2 protein-coding genes (1 of these 2 cut by a window edge) are annotated in these 17,596 nt (G+C 70.3%); both read left to right on the forward strand.

The features are described from left to right. Entirely contained in the window at positions 1–11,163 is an 11,163-nt protein-coding gene (locus AB0M14_RS28230) for a type I polyketide synthase (RefSeq protein WP_365000002.1), read from the forward strand. Next, positions 11,160–17,596, forward strand: the 5' portion of a protein-coding gene (locus tag AB0M14_RS28235) for an SDR family NAD(P)-dependent oxidoreductase (RefSeq protein ID WP_365000003.1). Its footprint extends 10,321 nt past the window's final position; only the first 6,437 of its 16,758 coding nucleotides appear in the window; the start codon lies at positions 11,160–11,162; its stop codon lies beyond the right edge, outside the window. The genes AB0M14_RS28230 and AB0M14_RS28235 overlap by 4 nt, the downstream gene beginning before the upstream one ends.

Consider the following 17,596-nt stretch of genomic DNA (forward strand, 5'->3'; position numbering starts at 1 on the left):
ATGGCTGACGACGACGAACTGCGCCGGTACCTCAAGAAGACGGCCAAGGAGCTGTACGACACCAAACAGCGACTGCGCACGCTCACCGAGCGAATGCAGGAACCGATCGCCATTGTCGGTATGGCGTGCCGGTACCCGGGCGGGGTGCGCTCGCCCGAGCAGCTGTGGCAGCTGACCGCGGACGGCGTCGACGCCATCGGCGGCTATCCGGCCGATCGAGGCTGGGACCTCGCGCGGCTGTTCGACCCGAACACCGACGCGGCGGGCACCATTTATACGCGCGACGGTGGGTTCCTCGACGATATCGGCGATTTCGATGCCGCCTTCTTCGGTATCGGCCCCCGCGAGGCGGCGGCGATGGATCCGCAGCAGCGGCTCATGCTGGAGGCCGCCTGGGAAGCCCTCGAGGACGCGGGCATCGACCCGACGTCGTTGCGTGGCAGCGAAACCGGGGTATTCGCCGGTGTCATCCATCAGCACTACGGCCCGCGCATCGGTTCGGCCGCCATCGGCGCGGAGACCGAAGGCCATGCCTACCTCGGTGTTTCGAACAGCGTTCTGGCCGGGCGCATTGCCTACACGTTCGGCTTCACCGGCCCGGCGATCGCGGTCGACACCGCGTGTTCGTCCTCGCTGGTGGCTATTCACCTGGCCTGCCAGGCATTACGTTCCGGCGATACGAACGTCGCGCTGGCCGGTGGCGTCACCATCATGTCGGACCCGTCGCTCTTGATCGCGTTCGCTCGGCAGCGGGCCCTGTCGAGCGATGCCCGGTGCAAGGCCTTCGCGGCGGCCGCCGATGGCACCGGCTTCTCCGAGGGACTCGGAATGCTGGCGCTGGAACGGCTTTCGGACGCCCAGCGCGCGGGCCACAACGTGCTGGCGGTCATTCGCGGCAGCGCGGTCAATCAGGACGGCGCGAGCAACGGGCTCACCGCGCCGAACGGTCCCTCCCAGGAGCGGGTCATCGCCCAGGCCCTGGCCAACGCCGGACTGGATCCCGCCGACGTCGACGCGGTCGAGGCGCACGGAACGGGCACGATGCTCGGCGACCCGATCGAGGCACGAGCGCTCATCAGCGTTTACGGCGCGGGCCGCCAGGGTGAGCCGTTACGGCTGGGTTCGCTGAAATCCAATATCGGACACACCTCGGCCGCCGCCGGTGTCGGCGGCGTGATCAAGATGGTGCAGGCCATGCGCCACGGTGTGCTGCCCAGAACGCTGCACGTGGATGAGCCCACACCGCACGTGGATTGGTCCGCCGACACCGTCCGCCTACTTCAGGACAACCACCCGTGGCCAGCGGGCGAACGGGTGCGCCGAGCGGGCGTGTCCTCCTTCGGCGCCAGCGGCACCAACGCGCACCTCATTCTCGAGGAAGCGCCCGCCGGGGCGGAGGACGCGACCGAGGCAGAGTCCTTGCCGCGCGTCCCGGCCGACCGAGTGGCGGCCGGAGCCGAAGCCGACGGGGCAGGTGAGCACCGCCGGACGGCCGTAGGCCAGACCGACCCGGCGGGTGAGCACAACGCCGACGGGGCGGGTGAGCGCAACGCCGACGGGGCGGGTGAGCGCAGCGTCGCGCTGGTGGTATCGGCCAAATCCGAGGCCGCACTGCACGCACAGGCGGATCGGTTGCGGCAGTGGCTGATCGAGCGCCCGGACCTCGACGTGCACGAGGTGGCACATGCTCTGGTGAGCACGCGGGCGCTGCTCGAGTGGCGCGGCGCGGTCACCGGGCGCGACCGCGCCGACCTGCTGACCGGTTTGGCTGATCTGGCTGCGGGAGGTCCGAATACTGTTGTAGCCAAGGCTGATTCAGGTGCAAGCGCGTTCTTGTTCACCGGCCAGGGTGCGCAGCGGGTGGGGATGGGCGCCGAGCTGTACAGCGCGTACCCGGCGTTCGCCACCGCGCTGGACGAGGTCTGCGCGGTGCTGGATCGGGTACTCGGACGGTCGCTGCGGGAGGTGATGTTCACCGATCCCGAAGGCGTGCTGGACCGCACCGAATGGACGCAGCCCGCGCTGTTCGCCTTCGAGGTGGCGTTGTTCCGGCTGCTGGAATCCTTCGGCGTCGCACCGGATGTGCTGGTCGGTCACTCGATCGGCGAGTTGGCGGCGGCACACGTCGCCGGTGTCCTGTCGCTGTCGCACGCGTGCGCGCTGGTGGCGGCTCGCGGCCGTTTGATGGGCGCGCTGCCCGAAGGCGGCGCGATGCTCGCCGTGGCGATCGATGCGGCGCGCGCCGCGGAGATCGCGGAGATCATTGCGGCAGTGTCGGATCGGGCCTCTTCGGCTGTGGAGACCGGTCCCCTCTCGATAGCCGCGGAGAACGGCCCCCTCTCGACAGTCTTTTCCGGCGATACGGAGGCGATCGAGAGCTTGGAGCGCGAACTCGCCGCCGAAGGCATCCGGACCAAGCGGCTACGGGTGAGCCATGCCTTCCATTCGGCGCGGATGACGCCGATGCTCGACAAATTCCGCTCGGTCGCACAGAAACTCGACTACCGCGCGCCCAAGTTGCCGATCGTCTCGACCGTCACCGGAGAGTCGGCCGGTGACGCGGTGACCGATCCCGAGTACTGGGTGCAGCAGGTCCGCGCCACCGTTCGCTTCGCGCCCGCGATCGAAACGCTGCGCGCCGACGGGGTCAGCCGGTTCGTCGAAGTCGGACCTGACGCGGTACTGACGGCCATGACCAGCGAATGCCTCGGTGAGAATACCGATCTCGCGGCGACAGTGGCACTGGCGCGACGGACGTCCGAGGAAGCCGCGCAGTTCGTCGCGGCCTTGGCGCACCTCCAGGCGACCGGTGCGCGAGTCGATTGGCGGACGACCTTCGCCGGGCGCGCTACGGCTCCTATCCCCCTGCCCAAGTACGCTTTTCAACGTCGTCGCTACTGGCTGAATCCGGACCACGATGCGGCCGCGGGCAGGTCGGATCATCCGATCCTCACCGGGGTCCTCGGATTGGCCGGTTCGGACGAGTGGCTGTTCACCGGCCGGCTGTCGGTGGCGACGCATCCGTGGATCGCTGACCACATGTCGTACGGCGTGATGGTGCTACCCAGCGCCACGCTGATCGAATTCCTGCTCGTCGCCGGTGACCGAATCGGTTGCGAGGCAGTCGAGGAACTCACCCTGCAAGCACCGATCGTGCCCGCCGACGGCGATGAGATCGAACTTCAGGTCCTGGTGCAGGCACCTGGCGCGACCGGCCATCGCCCGTTCGACTTCTATTTCCGCACATCGGCTTCCGACGAATGGATTCACAACGCGACGGGTACGCTCGCGACGGCCGGGCAGCCGACGGCCAGAGCTAGGCACGAACCGGATGTGCTCACTCGACTACGGGCGGAATCGTGGCCACCTGCCGACGCACATCACCTCGACAGTGCGGGGTTGCCCGCACAGATCGCCGCGGACGCGGGACTCGAATACGGTCCGGCATTCCTCGGGGTGCGGCAGGTGTGGGAGCGCGACGACGCCGTCTTCTCCGAGATCGCCCTGAACTCGGAACTCAGCACTGCCGCAACGCATTCGGGACGTCACACGCTGCATCCCGCACTTCTCGATATGGTGATGCATGCCGCGTTCTCCCGGCTGATCTGGCGTGACGGCAATCCCGATCCGAACACCGGCAAACTGCTCTTCCGCTGGGCCGGGGCCCGGTTCCACCATGCGCCGACCACGGTAGCGCCCGCCGAGGTGTCCGCACTGCGGGTTATCGCGGTCGCCCAGGGCCCGGAAGCCGTGGCGGTCGCGGCCGTCGACCCGGATGGCAATCCCGTCGTCTCAGTGGACGCCGTGGTGATGCGTCCGTACGACGTCAAGGAATTCCGCGGTGCGCTCTCGGCCGACGACGCCGCGCTGTACGAGGTGCACTGGGAGGAAGATCCGAACCCCAGCGCGGCAAGCGCCGGGCCCGTCCCCACCCTCGCGCTCCTCACCGATGCGGAATCACCGGGCACAGCACCAGACTTCGATACGCAATACTCCTCGGTCGCCGGGTCCGTGCCCACCCTCGCGCCGAACCCCGACACGGGATCAACCGACGCGGCTCTGGATTTCGATACCCGCTACTCCTCGGTCGCCGATCTCGTCGCCACCGACGACCTTCCTCGAGCAGTGGTGTGGCGTGCCGTTTCATACTCGGCCGCAACCTATTCCGACGAACCACAGGCGATACGCGCACGGGTGCACTCGGCCTTGGCGCTGCTGCGCTCGTGGCTCGCGCAGCCGCGATCGGCCGACACCCGGCTGGTGGTGGTGACTTCGGGTGGGGCCGGTCTCCCCGGCGAAACTCTCGATCCGTCGGCGGCTGCGGTCTGGGGCCTGCTGCGTAGCGCGCAGTCGGAGCATCCCGATCGGTTCGTCCTGATCGACGAGGATCCCGCCGCACCCGCTACTGCCGATCGGATCGCCGCCGCGCTGAACACGGGCGCACCACAGATCGCGGTGCGCGACACCCGCGTTCTGGTTCCCCGACTCCGGCGTGGGACCGAGACTCCCAGTGCCGCAAGCGAACCCGCGGACCGCGCGGCGACCTTCGACGGTGCGACGGTACTGATCACCGGCGGCACCGGTGGCCTCGGTGCACTGTTCGCTCGGCACCTCGTCGCCGAATACGGTGTGCGCGAACTGGTTCTGACCTCACGGAGGGGTCCGGACGCGGCCGGAGCCGCCGACCTGGTCGCGGAGTTGGCCGGGCTGGGGGCCCGCGCCCGGGTCGTCGCGTGCGATGTCGCCGATCGCGAGGCGGTGCGCGCCCTGCTCGACGACATCGGCTCCGGTGACACTTCGATCGCGGTGGTGCACACCGCGGGCGTGCTCGATGACGGAACCGTCTCCGCACTGACCGACGCCCAAGTCGATCGCGTACTCGCACCGAAGGTCGACGGTGCTTGGTATCTGGACGAATTGACCCGGGGCCGAGTCGTCCGGGCATTCGTGGTGTTCTCCTCGATCGCGGCCGTGCTCGGCACCTCGGGCCAAGCGAACTACGCCGCGGCGAATGCCGCGCTGGACGCCCTGGCCCAGCGCCGCCGCGCCGCCGGACTCGCCGCGACCTCGATGGCGTGGGGTCCGTGGAATCAGTCCAGCGGGATGACCGGCGGACTGGATCGCGGAGCGCTGGCGCGCTGGGAACGGCTGGGGCTGAGCCCACTCGCCGACGCCGACGGAGTGCGACTTTTCGACGACGCACTCGCGCACGGCTCGGCGCGACTCTCGGCGATCCGATTCGATGCCGGTGCCCTGCGCACCGGCGAGGAGTCCGAGGTGCCGGAAGTCCTGCGCGGATTCCTCCCCCGCCGGGCGCGTGCCGCTACCCCGGCCGCCGCGGCGGCCGGGACGCTCGGCGCCCGCCTGGCCGAAACACCCGCGGCACAGCGCGGTGCGGTGGTCCTGGAGACCGTGCTGTCCGAGGCCGCAGCGGTCCTGGGTCACGACTCCGCGGCCGACCTTCGATCGGACCAGCGTTTCGACGAGATCGGTTTCGATTCGCTAGGCGGCGTGGAGTTCCGCAACCGGCTGGGAAAGGCCACCGGGCTACAGCTGCCCTCCACGCTGGTGTTCGATCACCCGACCCCGGCGGCGGTGGCGAAGCTGGTGCTGTCCCGCGTCGAGCCGACGGCGGGCGAACCCGTCGTCCAGGCGGTGCGCCGGGTTCGGGCCGACGAGCCGATCGCCATCGTCGGTATGGCGTGCCGGTTTCCCGGCGGCGTCGAATCACCCGATCAGCTCTGGGATCTCGTGGCCGCCGGGATCGACGCGACCGGCGATTTCCCGACCGATCGGGGCTGGGATCTGGAGCGACTGTTCGACGCGGATCCGGACAAGCCCGGCACCGTCTACGCGCGGCGCGCCGGATTTCTGGACAACGTGGGTGATTTCGATCCGGGCTTCTTCGGGATCGGCCCCCGGGAGGCGTCCGCGATGGACCCGCAGCAGCGCCTGCTCCTCGAAACATCTTGGGAGGCAATAGAAGACGCCGGTATCGATCCCTCCTCGTTGCGGGGCACCGATACCGGGGTGTTCGTCGGCGCGGGCGCATCCGGGTACGTCGACCTGGTCGGCGGCGATCTGGAGGGTTATCGGCTCACCGGCACCACGAGCAGCGTGATGTCGGGGCGGGTGGCCTACGCGCTGGGCTTGGAGGGTCCCACGCTCACCGTGGACACCGCCTGCTCCTCCTCGCTGGTCTCGCTGCACCTGGCCGCTCAGGCGCTGCGCAATGGGGAGAGCTCGCTCGTGCTGGCGAGCGGCGTGACGGTCGCGGCCAGCCCGTATCTGTCCGTCGATTTCGCGCGGCAACGCGGACTGTCGCCGGACGGCCGGTGCAAGGCGTTCTCCGCGGCGGCCGACGGCGTCGCCTTCTCCGAGGGCGCCGGCGTGCTGGTGCTGGAGCGGCTCTCCGACGCGAAACGCCTGGGGCACAACATCCTTGCCCTCGTGCGTGGCACGGCGATCAACTCCGACGGGGCGAGCAACGGCCTGACCGCGCCGAACGGTCCGTCCCAGGAACGCGTGATCACCGCGGCGCTGGCCAATGCCGGCCTGTCGCCGTCGGATATCGACGCGGTCGAAGCGCACGGGACCGGCACCACGCTGGGTGATCCGATCGAGGCACAGGCGCTGATGGCGGTCTACGGGCGCGACCGCGCGCAGCGTCCGCTGCGAATCGGCTCGCTCAAGTCGAATATCGGCCACACCGTCGCCGCCGCGGGTGTCGGCGGGGTCATCAAGATGGTGCAGGCGCTGCGGCACGAGACTCTGCCCAAGACCCTGCATGCCGACGCGCCGAGCCCGCACGTGGACTGGACCGCCGGCGACGTCGCGCTGCTGACCGAGGCGCACCCGTGGCCGGCCGGTGACCGGCCGCGTCGCGCCGGGGTGTCCTCGTTCGGTGTCAGCGGCACGAACGCGCACGCCATCCTCGAAGAGGCGCCCGGACCCGGCGTTCCGGCGGCAGCCGGTGGTCACTCGCTCGGCACGGTGCCCTGGCTGCTGTCGGCCAAGAACGACACCGCGATTCGAGGGCAGGCGGCGAAACTCCAGCGGTGGCTGATCGACCACCCCGACAGCGATCCGGCGCAGGTCGCGCACGCGCTCGCCGCCACCCGCGCGCAGCACGCGACGCGGGCGGTGGTCCTGGGTGCCGATCGCGACGAACTGCTGGCCGGGCTGGGGCAACTGGCCGCCGGATCCGCGCCGGCGTTGACCCACCCTGGCGGCTCCCCCGGCCGGTCGGCCGTTGCCCGAGTGGTTTCCGGCACCGTAGGGGCCGGGAAGACCGCCTTCCTGTGCACTGGCCAGGGCGCGCAGCGGGTCGGCATGGGCGCGGGACTCGCCGCGGCCTTCCCGGTCTTCGCCGCCGCGCTCGACGAGGTGTGCGCGCAGTTCGATCCGCTGCTGGGGCGCTCGCTGAAAGAAGTGATGTTCAGCGACGAGTCCCCCGGCGATTCCGGGATCGCGAGAGGCTCGCTGGATCGGACCGAGTTCACCCAGCCCGCGCTGTTCGCGTTCGAGGTGGCGCTGTACCGGCTGCTGGCGTCCTTCGGCGTGACACCCGATGTGCTGGTGGGTCATTCGATCGGCGAGCTGGCCGCGGCGTACCTGGCCGGCGTGTGGTCCCTGGCGGATGCCTGCGCGCTGGTCACGGCCCGCGGCCGCCTGATGGCGGCGCTGCCCGAGGGCGGTGCGATGCTCGCGATCGCCGCGTCCGAGGACGAAGTCGACGCCGCCATCGCCGAATACCGTGATCGGCTCGCGATCGCGGCGGTGAACGCGCCCGCGGCCGTGGTCATCTCCGGTGCCGCCGACGCCGTCGACGCCCTGGACCGGCAGTTCACCGAGCGGGGCCGCCGGACGAACCGGCTGCGGGTGTCACACGCCTTCCATTCGCACCTGATGGAGCCCATGCTGGGCGAATTCGAGATCGTGGCTGCCGCGACCACTTTCCACGCCCCGCGGATTCCCCTGGTATCCAATATCTCCGGCGAGATCGCCGGTGACGAGATCCTGAAACCGGATTACTGGGTGGCGCAAGTGCGTGCCGCGGTACGTTTCGCACCCGGCGTCCAGACGCTCGCGGCCGCAGGCGTGCGCCGCTTCCTCGAAATCGGACCGGACGCCGTGCTGGCGGCGATGACCCGGCAGACCCTGCCCGCCGAGATCGAGTCGCGCGCGGTGGTCGCGGCGGCGGCGCGCCGGGACCACGACGAGGTCGGGCAATTCGTGACGATGCTCGCCCAGGCACACACCGCGGGCGTCACCGTGGACTGGACGCCGTTGTTCGGCGACCGCCCGACGCCACGAATCGCCTTGCCCACCTACGCCTTCCAGCGCCAGCGCTATTGGCTCGAACCCGGCCTGCCGCCGCGGCGGCCCGACGCCTCGGAACACCCACTGCTCACCGGCGTGGTGCGGGTCGCCGATCGGGACGAGTGGATGTTCACCGGTCGATTCTCGCTGCGCACGCACGCGTGGATCACCGACCACACCACCTACGGCGTGGTGGTCGTCCCCAGTGCCGCGCTCATGGAGATGCTGCTGGTAGCCGGTCGGCGGATCGGCTGCGACGTCGTCGACGAACTGATCCTGGAACGGCCGATCCTGCCGCCGGCGGACGGCGAGGTCGAACTCCAAGTGCTGGTGCGGGAACCGGATGTCGCGGGACGCCGGGCCTTCACCTTCCACTACCGCCTCCCCGGCGGCGAGTGGGCGCGCAATGCCAGCGGCGTACTGAGTGGACGCGAGCTGATCGACCTCGGCCTGATGGAGATGCTGCGCAGTACGCCCTGGCCGCCGGTCGCCGCCGAACCGGTTGATACCGACTGGATTCCGGACCATGCGACCCGGGTCGCCGGGCTGGCGTACGGGCCGTCGTTCCGCGGCATCGACGCCGCCTGGCACAGTGAGGACACGGCGTTCTCCGAGATCACCCTGAACCCGGAGGTGCCCGGCGACGGGTTCCAGCTGCATCCGGGCCTGTTCGACATGGTGATGCACGCCGGGCTCGTCAGCTTGATCTGGTCGGATCTCGACAGCAACCCCGCCGAGGGCAAACTCCTGTTCCGCTGGGGCGCAACACAATTCCACACGACGTCTCCGGTCACCTCGATGCGGGTGATGGCGCTCCGGCGCAGCAGCGAGGCGATCGCCGTGGTGGCCGTGGACCAGGACGGCAACCCGGTGGTGTCGATCGATGAAGTCGTCATGCGTTCCTACGACGTCGCCCAGTTCCGCGCCACGCTGTCGGGCGGCGGAGCGGGCCGGTACGGCTTGCGCTGGACCCCGGCAGAAGTACCGGCCGCGCTCGCCTCGATCGGGAGCGCGGCCGTGCTCGGGGCGGCGATCGTGACCGGGATCGAGGAGCGGTATCCGGATCTGGCGGCGCTGGCCGCCGGCTCGACCGTTCCGGACGTCGTGGTCTGGCCCGAAGCCGCCGGACTACCGGGTACTCCGCGGCAGCCCGCACGTGCTCGCGTGCATGCCGCATGGGAGCTGGTACGGGGCTGGCTGACCGACGAGAGGTTCGGACGGTCGCAGTTGGTTGTCGTGACCGAAGGCGCGGCGACCATGCCCGATTCCGCACCGGATCCGGCGGCAGCCGCCGTGTCGGGGCTGATCCGCAGCGCTCAAGCCGAATATCCGGATCGCATCGTGCTGCTCGACGTGGATCGATCCGTTGGTATGCACCACCTTTCGGCCGACGTGATACGGACCGCCGTCGCGGTCGGCGAGCCACAGGTGGCGGTGCGCGGCGACAGCGTCCTGGCGCCGCGGCTGGAGCCGGTGACATCCGCTGCGGGCGAACCGATCTCATTCGGCGAGGGGACCGTTCTGATCACGGGCGGAACCGGCGGATTGGGCGCGCTGCTGGCCCGGCACCTGGTCACCGCGCACGGTGTCGATCGGATGCTGCTGATCTCGCGGCGCGGCGAACGTGCCGACGGCGCAGCGGAACTCGCGGCGGAACTGTCCGGATACGGCGCACACGTGCGCATCGCCGCCTGCGATGTCACCGACCGCGACGCCGTGGCGGCACTGCTGGCGGACCTGCCGGACGAGCACCCGCTCACCGGCGTCGTGCACGCCGCCGGTGTGCTCGCGGACAGCACCTTCGACGGCCTCACCACCGACCGGATCGACCAGGTATTCGCTCCGAAGGCCGAGGCGGCCTGGCACCTGCACGAGCTCACCGCGGGCATGAACCTGTCGGCGTTCGTCATGTTCTCCTCGATCGCGGGCATGATCGGTTCGGCCGGACAGGCGAATTACGTTGCCGCCAACGGCTTCCTGGACGCGCTCGCGCTGCGCCGCCGTGCCGAAGGGCTGCCGGGGCTCGCGCTCGCCTGGGGTCCATGGCGACCGGACCTCGGCATGACCGGCGCCTTGGACCGCACCGCCATGAGCCGATTGGACCGGCTGGGCCTGGCGCCGCTGGACCACGAAGACGGCCTGCGGATGTTCGACGAATCGCTGACCACGGCGGAGCCGGTGCCCGCGCTGCTGCATCTCGACACCGACAAGCTGCGCGTCGAAGCGCACACCGGGTCGGTTCCGGCGGTGCTGCGCGGATTCGTGCGCGCGAGCGGGCGGACGACCACGCGGGTGAGTGCTGGACCCACGCTCGGCGAGCGGCTGCACGGGGTGGCGGAAGCGAAGCGTCGCGGGGTCGTCCTCGACCTGGTGCGCGAACAGGCGGCCACGGTCCTGGGTTACGAGTCGATCGACGACATCGGTCCCGATCGCGGCTTCGACGAATTGGGCTTCGATTCCCTCGGCGGCGTGGAGTTCCGCAACCGGCTGTCGCGGATGACGGGGCTGTCGCTGCCCTCGACCCTGGTGTTCGACTACCCCACCGCGGGAGCTCTGGCGGGCTACCTGCTGGAACAAGCCCTGACGGCCGCACCCGCACCGGCGGCCGCGCCCACGGCCGCGGCGGTGCTGCCCGACATCGCACAGCTCGAGGCCATGGTCGAGCGGATCATCGCCGACGGCGGCGACACCGACGAGACCATCGCGACCTTGCGGGGCGTCGCCGACCGTCTGCACGCCCATCTGGGCGCCGCGTGGTCCGACGGTGCCTACGACGACCTCGAGTCGCATTCCGACGATGAACTTTTTTCCCTGATCGACGAGGAGTTCGGCCCAGCATGAGCAATCCGAGCAGCAGCAACGAGGAACGCCTCAGCCGGTATCTGCGGAAGGTCACCGGAGATCTGCGCACCGCCAACACGCGCATCCAGCAGTTGGAGGAAAAGGCCGGGGAGCCGCTCGCGATCGTCGGCATGAGCTGCCGGTACCCGGGCGGCGTGGACACACCGGACCGGCTGTGGGATCTGGTCGCCTCCGGAACCGATGCGATCGGTCCGTTCCCCACCGACCGCGGCTGGGATCTCGAGCGGCTCTTCGACGCCGACCCGGACGTGCCCGGGACCGTATACACCCGGGAGGGTGGATTCCTCGATGCGGCAGGCGATTTCGACGCGGGCTTCTTCGGCCTCGGCCCCCGCACGGCGGAGGCGATGGATCCGCAGCAGCGCCTGTTCCTCGAAGCGTCCTGGGAGGCTTTGGAAAACGCCGGCATCGATCCGGTCTCGCTGCGCGACAGCGATACCGGTGTCTACGCGGGCGTGATGCACTTCGACTACGGCCGCCGTGTCGGCGCGCCCGGTCACAGTGCGGAATCCGAAGGCAATGCGCACCCGGGCGTTTCGGCCAGCATCCTGTCCGGGCGGGTGTCGTTCAGCCTCGGTTTCAAGGGTCCGGCGCTGTCGGTGGACACCGCGTGCTCGTCGTCGCTGGTGGCCCTGCATCTCGCCTGCCAGGCCCTGCGCCAGGGCGAGACCTCTCTCGCCTTGGTCGGCGGTGTCACCGTGATGTCGGATCCCGCCCAGCTCATCAGCTTCGCCCGGCAGCGCGCGCTGTCCCCGGACGGCCGGTGCCGGGCGTTCGGGGCGGCGGCGAACGGGACCGGATTCTCCGATGGTCTCGGCATGCTCGTAGTCGAGCGGCTGTCGGACGCGCGCCGCCACGGTCACCCAGTCCTCGCGGTCGTGCGGGGCAGCGCGGTGAACCAGGACGGCACCAGCAGCCGACTGACCGCACCGAACGGCCCCTCGCAAGAAAAGGTGATCGCGCAGGCACTCGCCAATGCCGGTCTGTCCCCCGCCGATATCGACGCGGTCGAGGCGCACGGCACCGGCACCCAGCTCGGCGACCCGATCGAGGCGCGGGCGCTGATCGCCACCTACGGTCGCGATCGCGTCGGCGATCCGCTGCGGATCGGATCGCTCAAATCGAATATCGGGCACACTTCCGCCGCGGCCGGCGTCGGTGGCGTGATCAAGATGGTGCAGGCGATGCGGCACGAAACACTGCCCGCGACACTGCATATCGATGCGCCCACACCGCATGTGGACTGGTCCGGGGGCAACGTGCGGCTGCTGACCTCGGCCGAGCCGTGGCCGGCGGGCGAGCGGGTGCGGCGTGCCGGTGTGTCGTCCTTCGGCGCCAGCGGCACCAATACGCATGTGATCTTGGAAGAGGCGCCCGCTCCCGTGGAGCCCGCGGCCGCGCCGGCGGACGATGCCGGTGCGGGTGCGGTCGTCCCCGAGCGGGCACCGGTCGTCTCCGAGCTCGCCGCGTTGCCGCTGTCCGCCAAGACCGAGGACGGGGTGCGCGCGCAGGCGGCCAAACTGCTGGACTGGGTGCGTGAACGTCCCGACCTGACGGTCGGCGATATCGGCTATTCGCTGGTCACCGGCCGCGCCCAATTGGAGTGGCGGGCCGCGGTGGTGGCGGGCGATCGGGACACCCTGCTCGCCGGACTGGCAGAGCTCGCGGCGCACGGCGCGGCGGGCGACGGCATCACCGGGCGAGCGCTGACCCGCAAGACCGCCTTCCTGTGCACCGGACAGGGCGCGCAGCGGGTCGGGATGGGTCGCGAACTGTACGAGGCGTTTCCGGTGTTCGCGGCCGCGCTGGACGAGATCTGCGCGCTGTTCGACCCGCTGCTGGGCACCTCGCTGCGGCAGCTCATGTTCACCGGCCGAGCGGTCGGCGACGGTCCCGAAGACACCACGGCGGGCGGGCCCGACGGGCAGGGAAACGACGCGCTGCAGCGGACCGAGTTCACCCAGCCCGCGCTGTTCGCGTACGAAGTCGCGCTGTACCGGCTCCTCGAATCCTTCGGAGTGACGCCGGACGCGCTGATCGGGCATTCGATCGGTGAGCTGGCCGCCGCGCACCTCGCCGGTCTGTGGTCGCTGCCGGACGCGTGCCGCCTGGTCGCGGCGCGCGGCAAGCTCATGGGGCGACTGCCGGCCGGGGGCGCGATGCTCGCGATTGCGGCGAGCGCGGGCGAGGTCGCCCCCATGCTCGCCGACGAGGTGCCGCGATTGTCCGTTGCCGCCGTGAATTCGCCGATGGCCGTGGTGGTCTCGGGCGACGAGGAGGCGGTGACGGCGCTCGCGCAGCGGTGCGCGGAGCGCGGCTGGCAGACCTCCCGGCTGCGGGTGTCGCATGCGTTCCATTCCCACCTGATGGATCCGATGCTGGCCGAATTCGCCACCGTCGCAGGGTCGTTGACCTACCAGCGCCCGAACATTCCACTGGTATCGAACCTCTCCGGCCGGATCGCCGGTGATGAGGTGCTCGAGCCCGCCTACTGGGTCCGGCAGGTCCGCGAGGCCGTTCAGTTCGCGCGCGGCGTGGACACCCTGGTGGCTTCGGGCGTGCGCCGATTCCTCGAGATCGGTCCCGATGCGGTACTGAGCGCGATGGCCAGGCAGTGTCTGCCGGAGGATGTCGAAGCACAGGCGGCGGTGCTGGCTGGAGCCCGCCGCGGGCGCGGCGAGGTCGAGCAGTTCGTGACCTGCCTCGCGCACGCGCATGCCGTCGGCGTCGATGTCGTCTGGACGGCGCTGTTCACCGGACGCCCGGTCACGCGAGTCCCGTTGCCCACCTATGCCTTTCAGCGTCGTCGCTATTGGGTCGACCCGGTCGGAGGTAACGCCGGGGTCGAAGCCGCGGGTTTGGGCGCGGTCCAGCATCCGCTGCTGGGCGCGGTGGTGTCGGCGCCGGAGTCGGGCGAGGTCCTGCTGACCGGACGGCTGTCGCTCGCGGGCCAGCCGTGGCTGGCCGATCATGTGATCGGCGGCGCGGTACTGCTGCCGGGAACCGGGTTCGCGGAGCTGGTCCTGCGGGCCGGAATCGAGGTCGGCTGCCCGGTGCTCGAGGAGCTGACCTTGCAGGCTCCCCTGCCGCTGCCCGCGGCGGGCGGTGTGCAGATCCAGGTCGTCGTCGGCGGAGGCGAGCAGGGGCAGCGGCCGGTCGCCGTCTACTCCCGTCCGGAGCACGACGAGGACGACGAGTGGGTGTTGCACGCGCGCGGCGTGCTGACCATCGCCGGCGGGACGGCCGAACCTCGGACCGAGGCGTGGCCACCGGTTGCGGCGACCGAAATCGAGGTCGCCGCAGCGTATTCGAACTTGTTCGCCCGTGGTTACGAGTACGGTCCGGCTTTCCAGGGCGTGCGGTCACTCTGGCGGCGCGGCGATGAGGTGTTCGCCGAGATCGCCGCCGATGCGGACACCGGGGTGCACGTCGAAGGTTTCGGGATCCATCCGGCGTTGCTGGACGCCGCCTTGCACGCGGGGTACCTGGCAGGTGCGGTCGAAGGCGATGCGGGACAACCGGAATCGCCGTTCACGGTCGCGGCTGGGCAGGTCGCGCTGCCGTTCGCGTGGGACTCGGTGGAACTGCACGCCTCGGACGCCGCCGTGCTGCGGGTACAGCTGACCCCCACCGGATCCTCGGTGTCGGTGCGGGTGACCGACGAATACGGACACCCGGTCCTCTCGGGATCGGTTGCGGCACGGCCGATGCCGCTCGAGCAGCTCGTCGCGGTCGCGTCGGGTGGCGCGGCCGACCCGATCCTGGAACTCGTGTGGTCACCAGCCACGGCCAAGCAGCCCGGACCCGATGCCGGGGTGGGGAACCGGGACCGACTGGATGGAACGGCCGAGCGGCTGGTGATCGATACCCAGGCGGGCCGCTGGGACAGGCCGGATCGAGCGGCTGAGCACTCCGCACTCGATGCCAGGGTTGGCCGCTGGGACAGGCCGGATGGAGCGGCTGAGCACTCCGCACTGGATGCCGGGGTTGGGCGCTGGGACAGGCTGGATGAAGCGGCGCAGGTACCTCCGGTGGTGCTCGTCGAAGCCGGTGCCGGGTGGAACGACACCGACGGCACCGGCGTAGTTGCCGCCACCCAGAGCGAAGTCACGCGAATACTCGCGGTATTGCAGGAATGGTCGGCACAGGAACGGTTCGCGGCGAGCACGCTGCTGATCGCCACCAGGGGCGCGGTCGCTCTGCCCGAGGAGGAGCTCACCGATCTCCCCGGCGCGGCGGTGTGGGGCTTGGTGCGTGCCGCCCAGGCCGAGGAGCCGGGCCGAATCATCTTGGTGGACACCGACACGGACACCGGCACCGGCATCGGCATCGGCATCGGCATCGGCATCGGCATCGGCGAGCAACTCGCATCCGCCGTCGTGGCGGTCGGCGAACCGCAGATTGTCGTGCGCGGCGGCATTCCCCACACCGCTCGCCTCGTCCGGCCCGCGGGCGAACACACGGACAGCGGCGACGAAGTAGCCGGGTTCGGCGCGGGGACGGTGTTGATCACCGGCGGCACCGGCGGTTTGGGCGCGGTGCTGGCCCGGCACGTGGTGGTCGAGCACGGCGTGCGGTCGTTGCTGCTGGCCAGCCGGAGCGGCCCGCGGGCCGAGGGAGCGGCAGCCCTGTGCGCCGAGCTGGAGCAGTTGGGCGCGCAGGTCACGGTCGTGGCCTGTGACGTCGCGGACGCCGCGGCGGTAGCCGAGCTGATCTCCGCGGTCCCGGCCCAGTGGCCGCTGACCGGTGTCATCCATGCCGCGGGGGTGCTGGACGACGGGACCATCGCGTCCTTGACCCCGCAGCGGATGAACGCGGTGCTGGCGCCGAAGGCCGACGCCGCCTGGTATCTGCATGAAGCGACCGCGGACTTGAATCTGGCCGCGTTCGTGGTGTTCTCGTCGATCTCGGGCACCCTCGGTGGGCCCGGGCAGGGAAATTACGCCGCCGCGAACACCTTCCTCGACGCGCTGATGGCCCACCGCCGGGCACGCGGGCTCGCCGGTCAATCGCTGGCGTGGGGTCCGTGGGCCCGGTCTCGCGGCATGACCGCGCACCTCCAGGAGTCCGACGTGGCGCGGATGAGCCGGGGTGGATTCGCCGCGCTCACCGACGAGCAGGCGCTGCATGGTTGGGCCGCGGCACTGCGCCGGGGCGCGCCGCACACGGTGATCGCGACCCTCGACACCGCCGCGCTCCGCGCTCGCGCCGAAACCGGGCCGCTACCCGCCCTGCTGCGGGAACTCGCCCCGGCGGCCCGCCGCAGTGCGGTGACGTCTTCGGCGATATCCGTTCTGCGGCAACGCCTTTCAGGACTGGATGACGAACGGCGACGGCAGCTGGTCTTCGATACCGTGCGCACCCAGATCGCGGCCGTACGCGGCAACGAGGGCGGGTCCGCGATCGAGCCCGACCGCTCGTTCCAGGACCTGGGTTTCGACTCCCTGAGCGCCGTCGAACTGCGCAATCGTCTCAAAACCGCCACCGGACTGTCGCTTCCCGCCGCCGTCATCTTCGATTACCCCACGCCCCAGGCGCTCGCCGAGCACCTGGCCGGCCAGTTGACCGGCACCGCGAAAGACACCGCGGTCACCGCGAAAGTCGTTGCCGACGAGCCGATTGCGATCGTCGGCATGGCGTGCCGGTACCCGGGCGGCGTCGCCTCGCCCGAGGACCTCTGGAAGCTGGTCTTCGACGGTGTCGACGCGACCTCGGAGTTCCCAGGTAATCGTGGCTGGGATACCGAGCGGATCTACGATCCCACCGGCGAGAAGCCGAACACCAGCTACACCCGTTCCGGTGGATTCCTGCACTCCGCAGGCGAATTCGATACGGCGTTCTTCGGGATCAGCCCCCAGGAAGCCACGTCGATGGATCCGCAGCAGTTCCTGCTGCTGGAGACCTCGTGGGAGGCCCTCGAACGAACCGGCATCGATCCCGCCGCGCTGCGGGGCAGTGCCACCGGAGTGTTCGCGGGCATGATGTATCACGACTACCCGGCCAACGCGAACTCGGGATCCATTGCCTCCGGACGCATTTCGTATGTCCTCGGGCTGGAGGGGCCGTCGGTCACCGTGGACACGGCGTGTTCGTCGTCGCTGGTGGCCATGCACCTGGCCGGACAGTCGCTGCGGTCGGGCGAGTCCGATTTGGCCCTGGCGGGCGGTGTCGCCGTGATGGCGACACCCGAGGTCTTCGTGGAGTTCAGTCGCCAGCGGGGATTGGCCCCCGACGGGCGGAGCAAGTCGTTCGCCGACGCCGCCGACGGTGTCGCGTGGTCCGAGGGCGCCGGTGTGCTGGTGCTGGAGCGGTTGTCCGACGCCCGGCGCAACGGGCACGAGGTGCTCGCGGTGATCGCCGGGTCGGCGGTGAATCAGGATGGTGCGTCGAATGGTTTGACCGCGCCGAACGG

The organism is Nocardia sp. NPDC051832, assembly GCF_040681285.1.
Lineage (GTDB): Bacteria > Actinomycetota > Actinomycetes > Mycobacteriales > Mycobacteriaceae > Nocardia.